The following is a 293-nucleotide window of genomic DNA, read 5'->3' on the forward strand; positions in this document are numbered from 1 at the left end:
TTCACGAGGCGCTACCTAAATAGCTTTCGGGGAGAACCAGCTATCTCCCGGTTTGATTGGCCTTTCACCCCCAGCCACAAGTCATCCGCTAATTTTTCAACATTAGTCGGTTCGGTCCTCCAGTTAGTGTTACCCAACCTTCAACCTGCCCATGGCTAGATCACCGGGTTTCGGGTCTATACCCTGCAACTTAACGCCCAGTTAAGACTCGGTTTCCCTTCGGCTCCCCTATTCGGTTAACCTTGCTACAGAATATAAGTCGCTGACCCATTATACAAAAGGTACGCAGTCAC

Annotated in this window: 1 rRNA gene; it reads right to left on the reverse strand. The window is 49.8% G+C overall.

Features of this window, described 5'->3' with window-relative positions:
* A 23S ribosomal RNA gene (locus tag ACLJXE_RS24345) occupies positions 1-293 on the reverse strand; the annotation flags it as partial.

Source organism: Citrobacter sp. U14242 (assembly GCF_046555775.1).
Classification (GTDB): Bacteria; Pseudomonadota; Gammaproteobacteria; order Enterobacterales; family Enterobacteriaceae; genus Citrobacter.